Source organism: Paracraurococcus ruber (assembly GCF_004353985.1).
GTDB classification, from domain to species: Bacteria; Pseudomonadota; Alphaproteobacteria; order Acetobacterales; family Acetobacteraceae; genus Paracraurococcus; species Paracraurococcus ruber.
On the sequence record NZ_SMOA01000132.1, the window covers coordinates 1 to 14,963 of the forward strand.

Here is a 14,963-nt window from a genome sequence, read left to right on the forward strand (position 1 = left end):
GGCGAGGTCCCGCGCGGCGTCCCGGGCGCGGCCGCCGGCGCGGCGCCGGCGGCGCGCTGCTCCGCCTCCCACTCCGCCCGCAACCGGTCGAGCTCCCCCGTCTCCGCCTTGGGTCCCGGCATCAGAGGCCCCAGCGGCGCCGCAGCGCCACCTGGGCGAGCAGCGCATGCGCCGCCTCCGCCCCCTTGTTGTGCCTGTCGTCGGCGGCGCGGGCGATCGCCTGCTGCAAGGTGTCCACCGTCAGCAGGCCGAAGCCGATGGCGGCGCCGGTCTCGTCCGAGATCCGCATGACGCCGTGGCAGATGGCATCGCAGATGAAGGTGTAGTGGTCGGTCTCGCCGCGCACCACGCAGCCCAGCAGCAGGTAGCCGTCATAGGCTTCGCGGGTCTGGGTCAGCGCCATGCGCAGCGCCGCCGGCAATTCGAAGCCGCCCGCCACGTCCACGGTCTGGTGGAACGCGCCGACCTCGGCGAAGACCCGCTCCGCCCCGCGGCGCATGCCGCCGACCACCTGCTCGTAATACGGCGCCTGGATCACCAGCAGCCGCGGCGCCGGCCCCTCCAGGGGCTTCGCCGCGCGCTCCGGCGCATCGATCGTGCTCATGCAATGTCCTGTTTCGAACGGGTGAGCGGCCGCGTCTCCACGACCCGCAGGCCATAGCCCTCGAGGCCGACGATCGGCCGCGGGTTGTTGGACAGCCGCACCATGTCGCGCACGCCGAGATCGGCCAGGATCTGCGCGCCGATGCCGTAGTCGCGGATCTCGGGCGGCGCCACCCGGCGGTCCTTGGCGTGCTTGATCTGCTCGCTCATGTTCGTCGGCCGCCAGTCGCGGACGACGACGACCACGCCGCGACCCGCCGCCTCGATCATGCGCATGGCGTCGTGCAGGTCCTGGGTGCCCTGCCCCGCCACGATGTCGTGCAGCAGGTTGGCGGCATGCATCCGCACATGCACCGGCCCGGGCGCCGAGACGTCGCCGCGCACCAGCGCCAGGTGCTCGGCGTATTCCAGCGTGTTGGTGTAGACCACCAGGCGCCAGTCACCGCCCACCGGGTGCTCGATCTGCCCCTCGGTCACCCGGCGCACCAGGCGTTCGGTCCGGCGGCGGTAGCCGATCAGGTCGGCGATGGTGCCGAGCTTCAGGCCATGCAGCTGCGCGAAGGCGACCAGGTCCGGCATGCGGGCCATGGTGCCGTCGTCGTTCATGATCTCGCAGATCACGCCCGAGGCGTTGAGCCCGGCCAGCCGGGCGATGTCCACCGATGCTTCCGTGTGCCCGGCGCGGACCAGCGTGCCGCCGTCCCGCGCCAGCAGCGGGAAGACATGGCCCGGCGTCACGATATGCTCCCGCCCCATCTCCGGGTTGATGGCGGTGGCGATGGTATGCGCGCGGTCGGCGGCGGAGATGCCGGTGGTGACGCCGTCCTTCGCCTCGATGCTCACCGTGAAGGCGGTGCTGTGGCGGGTGCCGTTGGCGGCGGCCATCAGCGGCAGGCCCAGCTGTTCCACGCGGTGGCGCGTCATCGCCAGGCAGATCAGGCCGCGGGCGTACTTGGCCATGAAGTTGATGGCGTCCGGCGTCGCGAACTGCGCCGGGATCACCAGGTCGCCCTCGTTCTCCCGGTCCTCGTCGTCCACCAGGATGAACATGCGGCCGCGGCGCGCCTCCTCGATCAGCTCCTCGGTCGGGCTGACGAATTCGGAGAAGGTGACGCGATGCGGCGCGGCAGCAGACATGGTCCTCTGATCCTTCAGCGCGCCGACGTCGCGGCGGGGGCGTCCCGGTCGGCCGACACCAGGCGGGCAACGTAGCGCGCCAGCGTGTCGATCTCGATATTGACCCGGCCGCCCGGCTGGAGCGTGCCGAAGGTGGTCACCGCGGCCGTATGCGGGATGATGTTGACCCCGAACACGTCCCCGTCAACCTCGTTCACCGTCAGCGAAACGCCGTCGATCGCGATCGAACCCTTCTCCGCCACGAAGCGCGACAGCCCCGGCGGCAGGCGGAAGCGCCAGCGCACGCTGGCATTCTCCGGCACCGCCGAGAGCACCTCCGCCACGCCATCCACATGGCCGGAGACCAGGTGCCCGCCCAGCTCGTCGCCCAGCCGCAGCGACCGTTCGAGGTTGACGCGGCTGCCGGCCCGCAGGCCACCCATGCTGGTCTTCGACAGCGTCTCGGCCGAGGCATCCACCGCGAACCAGTCGCCGCCCAGCTGCACCGCCGTCAGGCAGACCCCGGAACAGCAGATGGAGGCGCCGATGGCCGCCGGCGCCGGCTGCGCCAGGAAGGCGGGCGAGGTGCCGATGACCAGGCGCATGTCGTGCCCGGCGCCGATCGGCTGCACCTCCCGCACCGTGCCGAGGTCGGTCACGATCCCGGTGAACATGGGTCCTCACCCTCCTCGCGAGCCAACTCGGTGAACCAGTCGGCCCCCACGGGCCGGCTGGATATGCGCCTGAACCTGGGCATGGCCGAAAGCGCTGCCAGCGGCAAGGGCTGCACCGCCGGCAGCCCGTCCCCGCCCATCACCCCCGGCGCGTGGAACCAGGCGATCCGGTCGACGAAGCCGCCGCGCAGCAGGGCGGCGGCGAGGCCCGCCCCGCCCTCCGCCATCACCCGCGTCACCCCCCGCTGCGCCAGGGCGCCGAGCAGCGCCGCCATGTCGAGGCCCGGCTTCGCCCGCGGCACCGGCAGGATCTGCACCCCCGCTTCCAGATAGGGGGCGAGCACGCCCGGCCGCTGGTTGGTGCGGGTGGCGATCCAGGTCGGCACCTGCCGCGCCGTCCGGACCAGCCGGCTGTCGAGCGGCGTGCGCAGCCGGCTGTCCGCCACCACCCGGGCCAGCGGCACCCGGGCCGTGCCGGGGATGCGGGGCGTCAGCTCCGGGTCGTCCGCCAGCACCGTTCCGCTGCCGACCAGGATGGCGTCGTGCCGGGCGCGCAGGGCATGCGCCAGGCGGCGCGCCTCCGGCCCGGTGATCCACTGGCTCTCCCCGCCCGCGGTGGCGATGCGCCCATCCAAGGTGGTGGCGAGCTTGAGGGTGACCAGCGGCAGCCCGCGCGTGATGCGGCGGGCGAAGCCGGCGATGACCTCCCGCGCCTCCGGCCCGCCCAGGCCAAGCTCCACGATCACCCCGGCATCCCGCAGCCGCTGCAACCCGCGGCCATCCACCCGCGGGTCGGGGTCGCCGGTCGCCACCACCACCCGCCGGACGCCGGCCTTGATCAGCGCGTCGCAGCAGGGCGGCGTGCGGCCCCAATGGGAACAGGGCTCCAGCGTCACATAGGCCGTGGCGCCGCGCGCCGCCCCGGGGGACAGGGCTTCGGCCCGGGCCAGCGCCTCGGTCTCGGCATGCGGGCGGCCGCCGGGCTGGGTCCAGCCGCGGCCGATCACCTGGCCGTCCTTCACCAGCACGCAGCCGACCGACGGGTTCGGCCAGGTATTGCCCAGGCCGCGCCGCGCCACCGCCAGCGCCGCCTGCATGTGCGCCCGGTCCGCCTCGGGATCGGTCATGGGCTCAGCGCGCGGACGGGGTGGACATGGCGCCAAGGTGGCCCGACGCCGCCCGCGGCGGAAGGGGGCGGGACGCGCGGGCGGCGCGGCCCTGCCCCTACTGCACCTCGATCCCGGCGCTGCGGATCACCTCGGCATTGCGGGCGATGTCGGCGACGACGCGCTCGCGGAACGCCACCGGCCGCAGCACCATCACCTCCCCCTGGGCGAGCAGCAGCCGGCGGGTCGCGGGGGCGGCGGCGGCCGCCTCCATCAGTCCCACCAGCCGGTCCTGGATCGCCGCCGGCAGGCCGGCCGGCGCGACCAGGCCGTTCCAGAAGCTGCAGGCGAAGCCGGGGAAGCCGCTCTCGGCCAGGGTCGGCACCGCCGGCAGGTCGCGCCAGCGCTCCTCCCCCGTGCAGGCCAGCGGGATCAGCATGCCGGCGGCCAGCAGCGGCGTGGTCGAGGGCGTTTCCAGCACCAGGTCCACCTCGCCCGCCACCAGCGCGTTCTGCGCCGGCGCGGCGCCGCGGAAGGGCACATGCAGCAGCCGGATGCCGGCGGCGGCGCAGAACAGCTCCATGTTCAGGTGCTGCAGGTTGCCGCTGCCCGCCGAGCCGTAGGCGAGGCCGCCCGGATCGGCCTTCGCCGCCGCGACCACGTCCGCCACGCTGCGGAAGCCGCGGCTGCGCGGGCTGCGGGGGCTGGCCGCGAGGAGGAAGGGGCTGAGGGTGACGGTCGCCAGCGGCAGCAGGTCCCGCAGCGGCTGGTAGCGGACGTCGCGGTAGAGCAGGTGGTTCGCCGTCATCGTGCTGGTGTTGCTGACCAGCAGGGTGTGGCCGTCCGGCTCCGCCTGCGCGACGAAGGCGGCGCCGAGCGAGCCGTTGGCACCCGGGCGGTTCTCCACCACCACCGGCTGCGGCAGGCGGGTGCGCCAATCCTCGGCCAGGATCCGGGCGCAGAGATCGGTGGAGGCGCCGGCGGGGTAGCCGACGACGAGCCGCACCGGGCGGCTGGGCCAGGCCTCCGCCGCCCGGCCGGGCAGCGACAGCGCCCCAGGGCTGGCGGCGAGCGCGCGCAGCAGGGCGCGCCGTCGCGGCAGCAACCCTGCCTGCCGTTGCGGCAGCAGCCCAGCACGCCGGTCCGGCGACGGCATGGCCTAGGTCCCTCCCCTTGCCCGGGGAGCAGACCAGAGCGCCCTGGCGACGTCCAGCGCCGCCGCCCTTCCCTGGACCAGCCGGGCTGCGGGACCGGCCGTCCTGCCCGGCCGCTCAGCCCGGCCAGGCGCCCGGCACGCGCTGCGCCAGCCAGCGCGCCAGCGCGGCATTGACCGCGGCCGGCTGCTCCTGCGCCATCCAGTGGCCGGATTGCACCACCACCTCGGTCAGGTCGGCGCAGGCGGCGCGCATCGGCGTGGCGAGCGCGCTGTCCATCGTCTCACAGGTGGTGTCATGCGCGCCGTGCAGGAACAGGACGGGCATGGAGAGGCGGCCGCCCTCCGGCGCGCGGGCGGCATAGGCGGCGTTCGCGGCGTGGTTCAGGTACCAGGAATCCGGGCCGCCGAAGCCGGTGCGGCGCAGCGCGGCGACGTAGCGGCTGTGGTCGGCCGGGCTGAGCACGGCGGTATCGAGCGGCACGTCCGGCGCGCGGTCGGCGCCGCCGAACCAGCCGCCGTCACGGCGGATGCTGGCGGTGCGGCCCGGCTTGCCGCGGGCGGCCGGGTTGCCGCGGCGGAACAGCGCGCGGATGGTGGCGTCCACATCGGCGTCGAAGACCGCCCGCGCCCGCTCGGCATTCTCCTCGTAGAAGAGCTGGTAGTCCCATTGCCCGGCGGGGTAGTCCGCCTCCGGATAGGTGCGTCGGTCCACCAGCGCGATCAGGTGGGGCAGCGCGAAGCCATCCGGCAGGTAGGGCACGCACAGGCTGGCGACGGCGACGCAGCGTGCGGCGTGATGCGCCGCGAGGCTCCAGACCACCGGGCTGCCCCAGTCATGCCCGACCCAGACCGCCCGGTCCCGCCCGAGGCCGGCGAGCAGCTCCAGCATGTCCTGCGTGATCGGCTCCAGCGCATGGTCGGCAGGCGCCGGATGGACGGAGGATCGCCCATAGCCGCGCATGTCGGGGGCCACGCAGCGGAAGCCGAGCGCGGCGAAGCAGGGCAGCTGGTGCCGCCAGCTGATCGACAGCTCCGGCCAGCCATGCAGGAAGACCAGCAGCGGCCCGTCGGGCGGGCCGCATTCCAGGTAGAAGGTTGCGTGGCGGGCGGTGCGGACCACCCCTTCCCGCAATTCGAGATCCATCGGGCGCGTCTCCCTGCCGCCATCCGCGCCGAGTCTGCGCGACCGGGCGGCGACGGCCAAGGGTAGCGCGGCGGGCCGGCATGCCGGCGCGGATGCGTCGGCGCGGGCGCCCGGCCGCAGGTGTCGCGCGGCGATCGTCGGCGGCGCAGCGGCCTGGCCATGGCCGGGGCCGCAGCGCACCGTCATCCGCGAAGGCGCCGCCGCGCCGCCGCCGCCACGCGCTGCGCACGCCCGCATGCGGCCTCAGCGGCCGGCGGGTGTGCCGACGACGCCACCAAGCCTGGGCGGTCCAACGCGGCGCGGTGTCGGGCGCCGCGGCCCTCAGGCTGCGCCGCGATCCGCCCTAGCCGGCATCGAGCTTACCCAGGAATTCGCGGAAATCCTTGGCCTCGCCGAAATTGCGGTAGACGCTGGCGAAGCGGACATAGGCCACCTGGTCCACGTCCTTCAGCGTGTCCATGACGATCTCGCCGATCTGGCGGGACGTGATCTCGCTGTCGCCATCGGTTTCCAGCCGGCGCTGGATGCCGTTGACGATGCGCTCGATCTTGTCCTCGTCGACCGGGCGCTTGCGCAGGGCGATGCGGACGGACCGCGCCAGCTTGTCGCGGTCGAAGGGCACGCGGCGGCCATCGGTCTTGAGGACCGTGATCTCCCGCAGCTGCACCCTCTCGAAGGTGGTGAAGCGCGCGCTGCAGGCGGGGCAGGCGCGGCGCCGGCGGATGGCGGCATTGTCCTCCGCCGGCCGGCTGTCCTTCACCTGGGTGTCCTCGCTCCCGCAGAAGGGGCAGCGCATCGGTCAACCTCCGGAGGCATCGGGCCGTCCGATCCGCGCACCGCCGCAGGCGCGGTGACGTGCATCGGCCGGTCCCATATCGACACGCCGCCCGATCCTGCCACCGCCGCAGGCGTGGCTGGGTGGATCGGCCGGCCCGCAACTCCCACCGCCGGCCGATCCGTGCAGCGCCACGGGCGCGAAGCGGCGAACCGTACGGCGCGTCCGTCAGGCGTAGATCGGAAAGCGCTGGCAGAGCGCGAGTACGCGCTGCTTCACGCTCTCCTCCACCGCCGAATTCGCCGCCGCGTCATTGGCCTTCGCCAGCCCGTCCAGCACCTCGCCGATCAGCCGGCCGACCTCGCGGAATTCCGCCTCCCCGAAGCCGCGCGTCGTGCCCGCGGGCGTGCCGAGGCGGACGCCGCTGGTCACCATCGGCTTCTCGGGGTCGAAGGGGATGGCGTTCTTGTTGCAGGTCAGGTGGGCGCGGTTCAGCGCGCCCTCGGCCGCCTTGCCCGTCAGCGTCTTGGGGCGCAGGTCCACCAGCAGCAGGTGGTTGTCGGTGCCGCCCGTCACCAGGTCGAGGCCCTCGGCCTTCAGCGCCTCGGCCAGCGCCGCGGCATTGGCGACGACGGCGCGGGAATAGGCGCGGAATTCAGGCTTCAGCGCCTCCCCGAAGGCCACGGCCTTGGCGGCGATCACATGCATCAGCGGGCCGCCCTGCAGGCCGGGGAAGACCGCGCTGTTGAACTTCTTGGCGAGCGCCTCGTCGCTGGTCAGGATCATGCCGCCGCGCGGGCCGCGCAGGGTCTTGTGGGTCGTCGTCGTTGCCACATGCGCATGCGGGAAGGGCGAGGGATGCGCGCCGCCGGCGACCAGGCCCGCGAAATGCGCCATGTCCACCATGAAATAGGCGCCGATCTCGTCCGCGATCTCCCGGAACGCGGCAAAGTCCCACACCCGGGCATAGGCGCTGCCGCCGGCGATGATCAGCTTCGGCTTGTTCTCCAGCGCGATGCGGCGGACCTCCGCCATGTCGATGCGCTGGTCCTCCCGCCGCACGGTGTAGGGCACCGGCCGGAACCACTTGCCGGAGAGGTTGGCGGGCGAGCCATGCGTCAGGTGGCCGCCGGCCGCGAGGTCGAGGCCCATGAAGGCATCGCCCGGCTGCAGCAGCGCGAGGAAGACCGCCTGGTTGGCCTGCGCGCCGCTATGCGGCTGGACATTGGCGAAGCCGCAGCCGAACAGCTTCGTGGCGCGCTCGATCGCCAGCGTCTCGGCGACGTCCACATACTCGCAACCGCCGTAGTAGCGGCGGCCGGGATAGCCCTCGGCGTACTTGTTGGTCAGGACGGAGCCCTGCGCCTCCAGCACGGCGCGGGAGACGATGTTCTCCGAAGCGATCAGCTCGATGCCGTCCTGCTGCCGGCCAAGCTCCTGGCCGATGGCGGCGGCAAGCTCGGGGTCCGCTTCGGCCAGCGGGGCGGCGAAGAAGCGCTCGGGGATGCGGTAGGCGGTCGTCTCGTTCATTGGATCGGCCCTGGAAACGGGGTCAGGCGCTTGGGGATTGAGTCTCGCGGACCGGAGTCACGCCTCCGGGCCCTTTGGCCCTGCGGCGATCCGGTCCGGCGGATCGATCTTGGCGATCCGGCGGGCATGCCGGCCGCCCTCGAACGCGGTGGCCAGGAAGGCCGCCAGCGCGTCCAGCGCCACCTGCGGCCCGGTGGTCCGGGCGCCGAAGCAGGCGACATTGGCGTCGTTATGGGCGCGGGTCAGCCGCGCCTCCGTCTCCGAATGCAGGACCGCGGCGCGGATGCCGGGGTGGCGGTTGGCGCTGATCGCCATGCCGATGCCGGTGCCGCAGACCAGCACGCCGAAGGCCGCCCGCCCCTCCTGCACCGCGGCACAGACCTGATGCGCGAAGTCCGGATAGTCCACGCTGGCGGTCGTGTTGGTTCCGAAATCGACCACCTCATGGCCGGCGGCGGCTAGCGCCTCCTGCAGGGCGGATTTCAGCGCCGGGCCGGCATGGTCGCCGCCGATGGCGATGGTGAGGGGGCTTCGGGACATGTTGCAGACCTACCATGCGCTGGGGGTGCGGGCGATGGCAAACCCCAAGGGTTTGTGGGGCGGCACATGGCCCGCCGGGGCCGGAATGGCTACCCGCTAGGGCGCAGCCCCGCCATGCGCGCGGAGGAACCCCATCACCCGCGCCCGCGCCGCGTCGCGTGCCGCCGGTTCCGTCCCGAAAGTCACCATCCGGCCATTCGGCAGGGTGCGGGTGCGAAGGAGTTGCGCCGGCGCATCGAAGCCGTGATTGGCGCCGGCATAGGTGTCGGCCTCGATCCGCCCGGCATGGGCGGCGGCCAGCGCAAGGCAGGAGGCCGGCGGCGTCCAGTCGTCGATGGCGCCGAGTTGCATCAGCACCGGCACGCCCGGCGTCCAGCCCATCGCCTGCCGGACCTCCCCGCAGCCGGGATAGAAGGCGATGCCGGCGCGCAGCAGGCCGGGCGGCAGCGGCTCCGCCACCGCGTTCAGCACGGTCGACCCGCCATGCGACCAGCCCAGCAGCATCGCCCCGCCCGGCCGCGCCCAGGGCTGCTCCAGGGCCCAGGCGGCGGCGGCATGCGCATCGGCGCGCCGCACCAACGGCCCGGCCGGGAAGCCGCGGATGCCGCAGGCCTCGCCCAGGCCACGGCTGGCGAAGCTGTCGGGGAACAGCACCGGATGCCCGGCGGCGGCGAGGCGCGCCGCCCAGTCGGCCTCCCGCGGGGTCAGGCGCTGCGTTCGATCCGGCCCGCCCATGCCGCCGCAGCCATGCAGGGCGATCACCGGCACCCCCGGCGCCGGCCCGGCCGGCCGCACCAGCAGGGCGCGCAAGGTGACCCCCGCCGGCCCCGGGACGCTGACGGCCTCGGTCGGGACCGGCGGCGGGGCGGGCACGATCTCCGCCGCGGCGCAGGCCGCGAGAGCGAGGACGACGAGGCTGGCGAGGAGGGGTCGTTGCATGCGGCGAGTCCCGGACAGGTCGCGCCGCCATCTGACCACGCAAACCGCCCCCGGTCGCCCCGTGGGATGCGAGGGTGGGATGCGACTATGGGATGCAAGACGGCGCCGAGGGGCTTTGCCGGCACCGCGCGATCCGCTGCGGGGCAGGCCGCGGCGACGCGGGCCGGGCAGCCCCGCGCCGGCAGGGGGGCAGGCAGCCCTGCCTTGCCCCTTCCTCGGCCGGTTGGAAAATGGCACGACTCCGGCAGAAAATCCCCATGGAGGATCGCAGAATGGCCAAGCCGACCTGGACCAGCCCCGAGACCCTGGCCCTGCATGGCGGCAGCCACCGCGCGGACCCGACCACCGGCTCCGTCGCCGTGCCGATCCACCAGACCACCAGCTTCCAGTTCCAGGACACCGGCCATGCCGCCCGGCTGTTCGGGCTGCAGGAACTGGGGAACATCTACACCCGCATCATGAACCCGACGACCGATGCGCTGGAGACGCGCATCGCCGCCATCGAAGGCGGCGTGGCGGCCCTGGCCGTCGGGTCCGGCCAGGCGGCCACCGCCTTCTCGGTGCTGAACCTGACGACGCCGGGCGACAACATCGTCTCCTCCACCGATCTCTACGGCGGCACCTGGAACCTATTCGCCAACACGCTGAAGGGCATGGGCGTCGAGGTCCGCTTCGTCGACCCGAAGGATCCGGACGGCTTCGCCCGCGCCACCGACAGCCGCACCCGCTGCTACTATGCCGAGACGCTGCCGAACCCGAAGCTGCAGGTCTTCCCGATCGGGGAGGTCGCCGCGATCGGCCGCAAGCTCGGCGTGCCGCTGATCATGGACAACACGGCCGCGCCGGTGATCTGCAAGCCGCTGCAGCACGGCGCCGCGGTGGTGATGCATTCCACCACCAAATTCATCGGCGGCCATGGCACGTCGATCGGCGGCATCGTCGTGGATGGCGGCAATTTCGACTGGGAAGCGCATGGCAGCCGCTTCCCCACGCTGAACGCGCCCGACCCGTCCTATCACGGCGCGGTCTGGACCCAGGCGGTGAAGCCGCTCGGCCCCATCGCCTATATCCTGCGGATGCGCACCTGCCTGCTGCGCGACCTCGGCGCCGCCATGTCGCCCTTCAACGCCTTCATGTTCATCCAGGGGCTGGAGACCATGCCGCTGCGCATGGAACGCCATTGCGCCAACGCCATCCGCGTCGCCGCCTGGCTGAGCGAGCAGCCGAGCGTGACCACGGTGATCCACCCCAGCGTGCAGTCCGGCGAGGCCAAGCGCCGCGCCGACGCCTACCTGAAGGGCGGCTACGGCGCGCTGATGGGCTTCGAGCTGAAGGGCGGCGCCGAGGCCGGCAAGCGCTTCATCGACGCGCTGCAGATGTTCTACCACGTCGCCAATATCGGCGACGCCCGGAGCCTGGCGATCCACCCCGCCAGCACCACCCACAGCCAGCTCTCCGAGGAGGAGCAGATGCAGACCGGCGTGACGCCGGGCTATGTGCGCCTGTCCATCGGCATCGAGCATATCGACGACATCATCGCCGACCTGGACCAGGCGCTGAAGGCGGCCGGTTGAGGGCGGACCGGAGCGGGGCGCCCCTCTCCGGGCCTCAGCCCGCCAAGGGCCGGACGGCCCCTGGACCCCTCGAGGCCGGGGTGCGCGCCATGGCGCGGGCTGCGGCCGGGGCCAGCGTGCGCGGCGCACCGACGGCAAGGGCGGTCAGGCGCCCTGCTCCTACGGCAGCGCCGCCGCCCGGACAGGCCGGCGACAGGCCCGCGCCGGCCGCCGAACCCATCGAGCGCCCGCGCGCCGGACGGGCATCGCGGCCACGCCGGGATGCCGAAATCCCGGCGCCCATGACGCAGCGCCCTCCCGTCAGGGCGGCACCGTCGTCTTCGATCCGAAGCGGGCGCCGCGGCGCCTGTCGGGATCAGGTCTGCGCCAAGGGGGTGAACTGGACGGGACCCTGGATGGCTGCGGCGGCGCCGCGGGCGAATAGCGGGGAATCGCTGTCATCGCGGGCCGAATGCGTCATGGCCGGCCAGACATCGTCGGGATCGATGAGCAACTCCACGGCCGCCACGGGCCGGGTGATCAGCCTCGGCGCGATCGGCCGCAGATCGAACGGCCGCGCCGCGAGCACGTCATGGACGATGAGCGTCCCCTCCGCGACCGTGAAGGCCACGGCGGCATCGTGGTCCGGTACCCAGGCCAGCGTCACCGGCCCGCAGGTCAGGTGCCACAGGGCGAGCCAGCCATAGCCACGGGCGGTCAGGCGTCCGCGGGTCGGTCGCGCCCGCGCGCAGAGCGCCAACAGTCGCGCGCGGTCGCCGGCATCGGACAGGTCGCAAAGTGGCGCCGGCGTGCCGGCCGGGTGCAGCGCCGTCGCGGCGGTCGATCGCCGTTGCGGCAGCCGCCGGAAGCCGAACCGGGGGTAGAAGTCATGGACGCGGTTGTTGGCGAAAAGGATGATGGGCTGGTCCGCTGCGTCGAGGCTGCCGATCACCCAGTCCATGAGCCGCCGTGCAAGCCCTTGGCCGCGGCAGGCTTCGAGGGTTGCCACCGCGCCGAGTTGGTAGCCGATGCGGTCCTCGCCCTCGATCACCAGGCGCATGCGGCTGCGGCCGATGGTGCCGATGATGGCTCCGTCATGGACGAGGGCGAACACCTCGTAATCCGCGGTCCAGCCGCCCCGGTCCCGCCACATCGTCCAGGCCTCGGCCCGCACGCCGGGGAACACCGCATCCACGAACCGGAAGAACGCAGGATGCCGGTCGACATCGGAACCCAGGATTTTCACCTGCTGCATGCGTGGATCACCCCCTCACGAGACGGCGTGCGACCGTGATCGGGGCAACGGGCAAGGCACGACCTCGCGGGACCCCTGGCCGAATGCCGGCCGAAGCCGCGCCGCGCTCCGCTCCCTCGGCCAGCGCCCGCGGCGCGCGCCTCCCGGAGCGGCCGGACTGTCCCCCGCGGACCGGCCGCCATCGCCGCGGCCCGGCGGATCCGGGCGTTCCCGTACGCCTGCATCGCCGTTGCCCTGGAGCCACAAGCCGGATACCGCCAGCCGCGCCCCTCGCCGCCGGGCCATGTGGCTCCCTGGCGCCGCCTGCCCGTCGCCGTCCCCGGCGCGCCGGCGGGCGATCCGCTGCCATGGGGCCGCCCGACCGGCCGCCGCCCCCTGCCCCGCCGGGCGCAGCCGGCGTGACGCGGTGCCGTCCGAAAGGCGATTCCAGCGGCTTGCGCAGGCCGGCCAAGCTTCCCGCCGCCGCGCCGCCATGTCACCTTCCCGGCATGGAGGGGCGCCGCGCATGAATGCCGACAGCAAGACCATGATGTCCCCAGGGATGTCGCAGGCCCGGGCCGAGCTGCGGGAGGCGGCGCCCTCCCCTGGCGCCTACCCCACGGTGCGGATGCGCCGCAACCGCCGCGATGCCTGGACGCGCCGGCTGGTCGCCGAGAGCAGCCTCTCCGTGGACGACCTGATCTGGCCGATCTTCGTCATCGAAGGCACGAACGAGGAGCGGCCGGTCGCCTCCATGCCCGGCCAGGTCCGCGTCACGGTGGACCGCGTGGCGAAGCATGTGGAGCGCGCGGCGACGCTTGGCGTGCCGGCGATCGCGCTCTTCCCGGCGACCCCGCCCGAGGCGAAGGATGCCGAGGGCACCGAGGCGCTGAACCCCAACAACCTGATCTGCCGCGCCGCGCGCGAACTGAAGCGCGCCTTCCCGGAGGTCGGGCTGGTCGGCGATGTCGCGCTCGACCCCTATACGGACCACGGGCATGACGGCGTGCTGCGCATGACGCGCAACGGCGACTACGTGCACAACGACGACAGCGTCGCGGTGCTGGTACGCCAGGCGGTGAACCAGGCGGAGGCGGGGATCGACGTCATCGCCCCCTCCGACATGATGGATGGCCGCATCGGCGCCATCCGCCAGGCGCTGGACGCGCAGGGCTTCATCGACACGCGGATCATGTCCTACGCGGCGAAATACGCCTCGGCCTTCTACGGCCCGTTCCGCGATGCGCTCGGCAGCGGCAAGGCGCTGCGCGGCGACAAGAAGACCTACCAGATGGACCCGGCCAATTCGGACGAGGCATTGCGCGAGGTTGCGCTCGACCTCGCCGAGGGCGCCGACATGGTCATGGTCAAGCCGGGCATGCCCTATCTCGACATCGTCCGGCGGGTGAAGGACCGCTTCGCCGTGCCGACCTTCGCGTACCAGGTCAGCGGCGAATACGCGATGATCATGGCCGCGGTGAACAATGGCTGGCTGGAGCATGAGCGCGCGATGCTGGAAAGCCTGATGGGCTTCAAGCGTGCCGGCGCCAATGGCGTGCTGACGTATTTTGCCGCGGATGCTGCTCAACTGCTGCGCGCAGGCTGAACGCGGGCGGAACCGTTGCGCTTGACCTCCCCCGCCACCGCGCGTCCTATCGCGCCGTGACGGGGGAGTGTTCTGCATGAGCGATGACTGGCTTGGAATTGGTGGGAAGATCGCCGTCGTCACCGGCGCCGCGGGGGGCATGGGCCGCGCCATCGCCAATTCCTTCGCGCGGGCAGGCTGCGCGGTCGCGCTTCTGGACCGCGAGCTGGACGCGCTGAAGTCGCTGGAACGCCAGCTCCTCGACCAGGGCGCCCGCGTCACCGCCATCCTCTGCGACACCGGCAGCGAGGGCAGCATCGCCGATGCCGCATTGGCCAGCGCCGACCGGCTCGGCCCCGCCGACATCCTGGTGAACAATGCCGGCATCCTGCGGCCGGGCGCGCTCGCCTCGCTGCCGCTCGAGGAATGGAACACGCTGCTGACCGTGAACCTCACGGGCTACCTGCTCTGCGCCCAGGCCTTCCGCCACCAGATGATCGGGCATGGCGGCGCCATGGTGCATATCGCCTCCATCGCCGCATCCAACCCGCAGCCCCGCAGCGGCGCCTATTCGCCGAGCAAGGCGGCGGTCGCCATGCTGTCCCGCCAGCTGGCGCTGGAATGGGGTCCCGACGGCATCCGCAGCAACGTCGTCAGCCCGGGCTTCATCCGCACCCCGATGTCGGAGAGCTTCTACCAGCAGCCCGGCATCCGCGAACGGCGCGAACAGATGCTGCCCAGCCGCCGCATCGGCACGGCGCAGGACATCGCCGATGCCGTCACCTTCCTGTCGAGCCCGCGCAGCGCCTATGTGAACGGCGCCGAGCTGCTGGTGGATGGCGGCCTGGACCAGGTGATGATGGAGCTGACGCCCCGCCCGGGCTTCTGACCCGGCGGAGCGGAGCCGCGGCAGCCGCCGCGCACCGGGCGCAGGGAAGCCGCCCTCCGGGGCCGGTTGCGACCGGGGCGGCGGCGCGCCTGCCGGCGCGCCGTCGGGCGCAACGGGCC

Annotated in this window: 14 protein-coding genes; 3 read left to right on the forward strand and 11 right to left on the reverse strand. The window is 73.1% G+C overall.

Going from position 1 to position 14,963, the window contains the following annotated elements; translation table 11 throughout:
• Positions 1-121: 121 nt before the first annotated feature.
• The 10 genes from ribH to E2C05_RS20085 form a co-directional block, all read right to left on the reverse strand.
• Positions 122-604: a 6,7-dimethyl-8-ribityllumazine synthase gene (gene ribH / locus E2C05_RS20040; RefSeq protein ID WP_133221432.1), complete on the reverse strand. Its 483-nt coding sequence runs from the start codon at positions 602-604 to the stop codon at positions 122-124.
• On the reverse strand, positions 601-1,740 hold the full coding sequence (gene ribB, locus E2C05_RS20045; RefSeq protein WP_133221433.1) for a 3,4-dihydroxy-2-butanone-4-phosphate synthase: 1,140 nt from the start codon (positions 1,738-1,740) through the stop codon (positions 601-603). The genes ribH and ribB overlap by 4 nt, the downstream gene beginning before the upstream one ends.
• A gap of 14 nt (positions 1,741-1,754) precedes the next feature.
• A complete protein-coding gene (locus E2C05_RS20050; RefSeq protein ID WP_133221434.1) occupies positions 1,755-2,393 on the reverse strand; it encodes a riboflavin synthase in 639 nt (212 codons plus the stop codon).
• A complete protein-coding gene (gene ribD, locus E2C05_RS20055) occupies positions 2,375-3,520 on the reverse strand; it encodes a bifunctional diaminohydroxyphosphoribosylaminopyrimidine deaminase/5-amino-6-(5-phosphoribosylamino)uracil reductase RibD (RefSeq protein WP_240046799.1) in 1,146 nt (381 codons plus the stop codon). Before ribD ends, E2C05_RS20050 begins: the two co-directional genes overlap by 19 nt.
• A 97-nt stretch (positions 3,521-3,617) precedes the next feature.
• Positions 3,618-4,655 (reverse strand): Bug family tripartite tricarboxylate transporter substrate binding protein, encoded by a 1,038-nt coding sequence (locus E2C05_RS20060; RefSeq protein ID WP_133221435.1) that lies wholly within the window; start codon positions 4,653-4,655, stop codon positions 3,618-3,620.
• Between the two features lie 115 nt (positions 4,656-4,770).
• Entirely contained in the window at positions 4,771-5,799 is a 1,029-nt protein-coding gene (locus tag E2C05_RS20065; protein ID WP_133221436.1) for an alpha/beta fold hydrolase, read from the reverse strand.
• 343 nt (positions 5,800-6,142) lie between these two features.
• A complete protein-coding gene (nrdR, locus tag E2C05_RS20070; protein ID WP_133221437.1) occupies positions 6,143-6,595 on the reverse strand; it encodes a transcriptional regulator NrdR in 453 nt (150 codons plus the stop codon).
• A gap of 207 nt (positions 6,596-6,802) precedes the next feature.
• On the reverse strand, positions 6,803-8,104 hold the full coding sequence (glyA, locus tag E2C05_RS20075) for a serine hydroxymethyltransferase (protein WP_133221438.1): 1,302 nt from the start codon (positions 8,102-8,104) through the stop codon (positions 6,803-6,805).
• A gap of 57 nt (positions 8,105-8,161) precedes the next feature.
• Entirely contained in the window at positions 8,162-8,644 is a 483-nt protein-coding gene (rpiB, locus tag E2C05_RS20080; protein ID WP_133221439.1) for a ribose 5-phosphate isomerase B, read from the reverse strand.
• A 96-nt stretch (positions 8,645-8,740) separates the two neighbouring features.
• Positions 8,741-9,583 carry a dienelactone hydrolase family protein gene (locus E2C05_RS20085; protein ID WP_133221440.1) on the reverse strand — a complete coding sequence of 281 codons (843 nt, stop codon included), beginning with the start codon at positions 9,581-9,583 and terminating at the stop codon, positions 8,741-8,743.
• 272 nt (positions 9,584-9,855) lie between these two features.
• Between E2C05_RS20085 and E2C05_RS20090 the strand changes: the two genes are divergently transcribed.
• Entirely contained in the window at positions 9,856-11,157 is a 1,302-nt protein-coding gene (locus E2C05_RS20090) for an O-acetylhomoserine aminocarboxypropyltransferase/cysteine synthase family protein (RefSeq protein WP_133221441.1), read from the forward strand.
• A 355-nt stretch (positions 11,158-11,512) separates the two neighbouring features.
• On the opposite strand, the gene E2C05_RS20095 is transcribed toward E2C05_RS20090, so the two are convergent.
• Complete coding sequence (locus E2C05_RS20095; RefSeq protein WP_133221442.1) at positions 11,513-12,391, reverse strand: GNAT family N-acetyltransferase; 879 nt, start codon at positions 12,389-12,391, stop codon at positions 11,513-11,515.
• A gap of 541 nt (positions 12,392-12,932) precedes the next feature.
• Here E2C05_RS20095 and hemB point away from each other — a divergent pair.
• Positions 12,933-13,976, forward strand: a complete 1,044-nt coding sequence (hemB, locus tag E2C05_RS20100; RefSeq protein ID WP_133221443.1) for a porphobilinogen synthase — start codon at positions 12,933-12,935, stop codon at positions 13,974-13,976.
• Positions 13,977-14,052: 76 nt separating this feature from the next.
• Complete coding sequence (locus E2C05_RS20105; RefSeq protein ID WP_133221444.1) at positions 14,053-14,844, forward strand: SDR family NAD(P)-dependent oxidoreductase; 792 nt, start codon at positions 14,053-14,055, stop codon at positions 14,842-14,844.
• The last annotated feature ends 119 nt before the right edge of the window (positions 14,845-14,963 follow it).

Coding starts and splice junctions, on each gene's coding strand:
- rpiB (WP_133221439.1), bottom strand. CDS start 8,644: ATGTCCCGAAGCCCCCTCACCATCGCCATCGGCGGCGACCATGCCGGC.
- E2C05_RS20085 (WP_133221440.1), bottom strand. CDS start 9,583: ATGCAACGACCCCTCCTCGCCAGCCTCGTCGTCCTCGCTCTCGCGGCC.
- E2C05_RS20090 (WP_133221441.1), top strand. CDS start 9,856: ATGGCCAAGCCGACCTGGACCAGCCCCGAGACCCTGGCCCTGCATGGC.
- E2C05_RS20065 (WP_133221436.1), bottom strand. CDS start 5,799: ATGGATCTCGAATTGCGGGAAGGGGTGGTCCGCACCGCCCGCCACGCA.
- ribD (WP_240046799.1), bottom strand. CDS start 3,520: ATGACCGATCCCGAGGCGGACCGGGCGCACATGCAGGCGGCGCTGGCG.
- nrdR (WP_133221437.1), bottom strand. CDS start 6,595: ATGCGCTGCCCCTTCTGCGGGAGCGAGGACACCCAGGTGAAGGACAGC.
- ribB (WP_133221433.1), bottom strand. CDS start 1,740: ATGTCTGCTGCCGCGCCGCATCGCGTCACCTTCTCCGAATTCGTCAGC.
- E2C05_RS20060 (WP_133221435.1), bottom strand. CDS start 4,655: ATGCCGTCGCCGGACCGGCGTGCTGGGCTGCTGCCGCAACGGCAGGCA.
- E2C05_RS20095 (WP_133221442.1), bottom strand. CDS start 12,391: ATGCAGCAGGTGAAAATCCTGGGTTCCGATGTCGACCGGCATCCTGCG.
- E2C05_RS20050 (WP_133221434.1), bottom strand. CDS start 2,393: ATGTTCACCGGGATCGTGACCGACCTCGGCACGGTGCGGGAGGTGCAG.
- E2C05_RS20105 (WP_133221444.1), top strand. CDS start 14,053: ATGAGCGATGACTGGCTTGGAATTGGTGGGAAGATCGCCGTCGTCACC.
- hemB (WP_133221443.1), top strand. CDS start 12,933: ATGTCGCAGGCCCGGGCCGAGCTGCGGGAGGCGGCGCCCTCCCCTGGC.
- ribH (WP_133221432.1), bottom strand. CDS start 604: ATGAGCACGATCGATGCGCCGGAGCGCGCGGCGAAGCCCCTGGAGGGG.
- glyA (WP_133221438.1), bottom strand. CDS start 8,104: ATGAACGAGACGACCGCCTACCGCATCCCCGAGCGCTTCTTCGCCGCC.